The sequence below is a fragment of the Methyloglobulus sp. genome (assembly GCF_046714055.1).
Lineage (GTDB): Bacteria > Pseudomonadota > Gammaproteobacteria > Methylococcales > Methylomonadaceae > Methyloglobulus.
The window spans coordinates 1-4006 of record NZ_JBKKBJ010000024.1 but is presented as its reverse complement, the minus strand read 5'-3'; the positions used below and the strand labels follow the sequence as shown (position 1 = coordinate 4006).

The 4006-nt window shown below is 44.8% G+C and carries 5 protein-coding genes; all 5 read left to right on the top strand.

What is annotated here, in order from left to right; translation table 11 throughout:
* Window positions 1–449 precede the first annotated feature (449 nt).
* The 5 genes from lexA to ACLQ6D_RS01465 all read left to right on the top strand — a co-directional run bounded on the left by lexA (window position 450) and on the right by ACLQ6D_RS01465 (window position 4004).
* On the top strand, window positions 450–1085 hold the full coding sequence (gene lexA / locus ACLQ6D_RS01485) for a transcriptional repressor LexA (RefSeq protein ID WP_411725477.1): 636 nt from the start codon (window positions 450–452) through the stop codon (window positions 1083–1085).
* Window positions 1086–1095: 10 nt separating this feature from the next.
* The gene (locus ACLQ6D_RS01480; protein ID WP_411725475.1) at window positions 1096–1248 is read left to right on the top strand and encodes a hypothetical protein; all 153 of its coding nucleotides are present in this window, start codon (window positions 1096–1098) and stop codon (window positions 1246–1248) included.
* 149 nt (window positions 1249–1397) lie between these two features.
* Window positions 1398–2423: a DUF475 domain-containing protein gene (locus tag ACLQ6D_RS01475; protein ID WP_411725474.1), complete on the top strand. Its 1026-nt coding sequence runs from the start codon at window positions 1398–1400 to the stop codon at window positions 2421–2423.
* Window positions 2424–2472: 49 nt separating this feature from the next.
* Window positions 2473–3651 carry an ABC transporter permease gene (locus tag ACLQ6D_RS01470; protein WP_411725473.1) on the top strand — a complete coding sequence of 393 codons (1179 nt, stop codon included), beginning with the start codon at window positions 2473–2475 and terminating at the stop codon, window positions 3649–3651.
* Between the two features lie 2 nt (window positions 3652–3653).
* Window positions 3654–4004 carry an ABC transporter permease gene (locus ACLQ6D_RS01465; RefSeq protein WP_411725472.1) on the top strand — a complete coding sequence of 117 codons (351 nt, stop codon included), beginning with the start codon at window positions 3654–3656 and terminating at the stop codon, window positions 4002–4004.
* The last annotated feature ends 2 nt before the right edge of the window (window positions 4005–4006 follow it).

Sequence of the window (4006 nt, the reverse complement as noted above, 5' to 3'; positions counted from 1 at the left end):
CATTCACTTGGCCGTCTTTGCAACTCGCCTGCTTCCCGCATTTTGGACAATCCATCGCAACCTCCCGGTGCATGTTAATGACCCAAAACTTATACAGTATCTATATATAATTAGCAATGCCAAATTTTTGACATTGGCGGTCATAGGCAGGGCGGACGCTCTGATTACAGGGGATAATGATCTGCTTGCGATAAAAAACAGTTTTAAGCTGCTGCCTATCATGACGTTGAGCGAATTTGAGAAATGGTTGAAGCTATGAAACAAGTAGCCACCATAGCTTGAGGTGCGACTGTGCAGTTCAAGCAAAGATTATAAGGTCGGTTTGTGAATTCGGCTACCTCCCTCATAGTACAACGGAATAAAAATCGATAAAGCATAAAATTTTTGTTCTGTACTTGTTCTTATTTTGTTCTTGTGTTATATTTTATACAAGACAAATAGAGAACGAAATGAAATTGACATTAACCCGCAAGCAGCAAGAAATCTTCGATTTTTTAATACAAAATCAGGATAGTTTCAGGTATCCGCCGACGCTGGAAGAGCTTTGTGCTGGGATCGGTGTGAAATCCCGCGGTTCATTACATGCCCATATCAAAGCCTTAATTGATGCGCACCTGATTGAAGCGCCGGAACGCAAGCAACGTGGTATCCGGTTAACGGAATACGCCAAACAATTAATCGGCGGTTCGGATAATCAGGGCAGCTTGCCGTTTGTGGGCTGCATCGCAGCAGGAAGGCCGATAGAAGCGGTGGAAACCATCTCTTATATGGCTATCCCCGACCAACTAAGGACTCAAAAACCGTGTTATGTATTGAAAATCAAAGGCGATTCCATGATAGAACAGGGCATTTTCGATGGCGACTGGGTGATTATTGAGCAACGCAGCTATGCCCGTAATGGCGAAATTGTCGTGGCGTTAGTCAATAAATCCGAGGCGACATTGAAATTCATTGAGCAATACCCGCACGAAACCTTACTCATCCCCGCCAATGCCAAAATGGAAGCCATGCGCTATAAGCCTGAGCAAGTAGAAATCCAGGGTGTTTTAGTGGGTCAGATGCGTAGTTATTCCAATAATTATTAGGAGCAATCTCATGATAAATAGAAATGTCCATATGCGTGACCAAGTCACTAATCGTATCGAAATGATTATGCAGGAGGGCAGATTTTCCTTAATGCACCGACTGGAGGAGTTATCAATTGCAGTGCTGTTGGTGGCTGTTTTTTTGGTCGGCGTTGGGCTTTGAATTGATTTGGGTCAGTCTGGGAGAACGAATCATGATGCCTGTCGGTTTTAGGAGCGTCAATTATTAGCTTAGAATATAAAAGTAGATAAGGTTGCTTTATAAATAAATGCTCTTATAGTTGTGCCACTTAAAACACTAATGAGTATTTCATGCAACATTTTCGTTTATCTTTTTTGGTTACAGCTCTTTGCCTGACCGCAGCATTTTTGTGGAGTGGTATGGTCGGCGTGTTTATCGCCATCATCCTGGGAATTCTTGAGGTTAGCTTATCCTTTGATAATGCTGTTGTTAATGCGTCCGTCCTAAAGCGGATGAATGAACGCTGGCAGCGCTATTTTTTAACTTGGGGCATTTTGATTGCCGTGTTTGGTATGCGGCTGGTGTTCCCTGTGCTGATTGTCTCGGTAGCCACAAGCCTTGATTTTATCGGCGTTGCCGAAATAGCATTAAAAGATCCGGCGACTTACGCGCAGCATCTAAATAATGTCCATGTACAGATTTCAGCATTCGGAGGTACGTTTCTGCTGATGGTGTTTTTCTCCTTTATTTTGGATGATGCCAAGGAACTGCATTGGCTAGGACGAATAGAGGAGCGAGTGGCAGCTTTAGGCAAGCTTAAAGCCATTGAAATTATCTTAGCTTTGGGCTTGTTACTGGTGATTCAAAAGTGGTTGCCGCCGGAAACTCGCTTGGAAGCCTTGGTGGCGGGGATTTCAGGGTTGATTCTCTTTGTTATCGTAGATAGTTTAGCTGCATTATTTGAAGATGATGGGCAAGGGGAGCTGGCATCTGGTGTCGTAAAAAAAGCGGGGCTAATGAGCTTTATTTATCTTGAGGTACTTGATGCCTCATTCTCATTCGATGGTGTCATCGGTGCGTTCGCGATTACACAAGATGTTGTCATCATCATGCTTGGCCTTGCTATTGGCGCCATGTTTGTCAGAAGCCTCACTGTCTACTTGGTCAACAAGGGAACCTTGGATGATTACGTATTTTTGGAGCACGGCGCTCATTATGCCATAGGCGTTTTGGCGGGCATTATGTTGGTCAGTATGCGCTACCATATCAGCGAAGTGATAACAGGCTTGGTCGGAGCGATTTTGATAGCGCTTTCGGTATATTCATCGATTCGCTACAACAAGGCGGAACAGCAAGGATCAAAAAGGAAAGGGTAATCGTTTCAAATTCAGGTAGTTGATATGTTTGTTGCGGACACATTCCATCATGCTTTCAATTCCAAAGTCACAAATGTTGCGGACGGCGCTTATTGTATTGGCAATGGGTATGGGCGTGACTTCAGTCACTGTGTTGATTGCATTGAGCGAAAGCGCCCGCAGTTATATTGTGCATGAATTTGAAGCGTTGGGTACACACCTAGTTATTGTGTTGCCTGGACGTACGGAAACAACGGGCGGCACCCCGCCACTATTTGGTGAAACGCCTAGGGATTTGACCTTAGAAGACGCAGAATCTTTATCACGTAGCCCTTATATTGCGGCAATTGCGCCACTAACAATAGGGTCAGCGCCAGTTACGGTTGCCGGCCTTGAAAGGGAAACCAATGTGTTTGGCTCCACTCATGCGTTATTGCGGGTGCGGCATCTTAATATGGCACAAGGTGATTTTTTGCCAAAAACTGAGGCCGATGAAGCATTATCTATTTGTGTAATCGGCCAAACTATTCGAGAACAATTATTTGCTAATACTTCGGCGTTTGGTCAGTGGTTGCGTATTAACGATGGGCGCTTTCGGGTTATCGGCGTTCTGGCTTCAGAAGGCCAACCCATAGGTGTCGATTTTGATGAGATGGTGATTATTCCCGTTGCTTCCGCCCAAGCCTTATTCGATACGCATTCTTTGCTCCGAATTTTGGTGGAAACCAAATCCAGGGAAGCGATGCTAAAAGCGGTTGATGAGGTCAAAAAGATCATAAAACTTCGCCATGACGATGAAGATGATATAACAATTATCACACAGGACAGTGTGGTAACCGCTTTCAATAAGATTCTGGCGGCGCTAACCATTGCAGTCGCTTGTATCGGCGGTATTAGCCTTATTGTGGCGGGGATCCTGGTCATGAACGTCATGTTAGTCAGCGTCACTCAGCGGACTGCGGAAATTGGTTTACTAAAGGCCATGGGTGCAACTCAAAGCCAGGTACATTGGCTTTTTTTGGCAGTGGCTATGCTGTTATCGTTGGCGGGAGCGTTGCTAGGTTTCTCTCTAGGTGAATTGGTCATTACAGTATTGCAAGCTGTTTATCCAAATTTTCCCGTTGACCTTCTAGATTGGGGATTATTGTCAGCCTTAGGCGTTTCTATCCTGACGGGTTTGTTGTTCGGTGTGCTTCCCGCCTACAAAGCGGCAAGGCTTGATCCTATTTCCGCGTTGGCAAAAAGATAATCATGCATTACCTTGATATATTGTTGCTGTCATATCGAACCATCACTTCCCATAAACTTCGATCTGCGCTTACGGTGTTAGGAATGATTATCGGTATTGCTGCGGTAATCATCCTGACATCAGTTGGTCGTGGTATCCATAATTTCGTGATTGCTGAATTTACCCGGTTTGGGACAAATTTAATAGGTGTTTCGCCAGGTAAAAAAATACGTTTGACCTATTGGGAACTACAATCGCTGCGAGACAGGAGTCGAGTAGTCCCCAGAAGCGATAGGGCTGGGCGTTTTCACGAAGCGTTTTTTTGCGTAGTGAAAATGCAAAGCATTCCGACATCGCGTCGAGTCATTGCGTAACC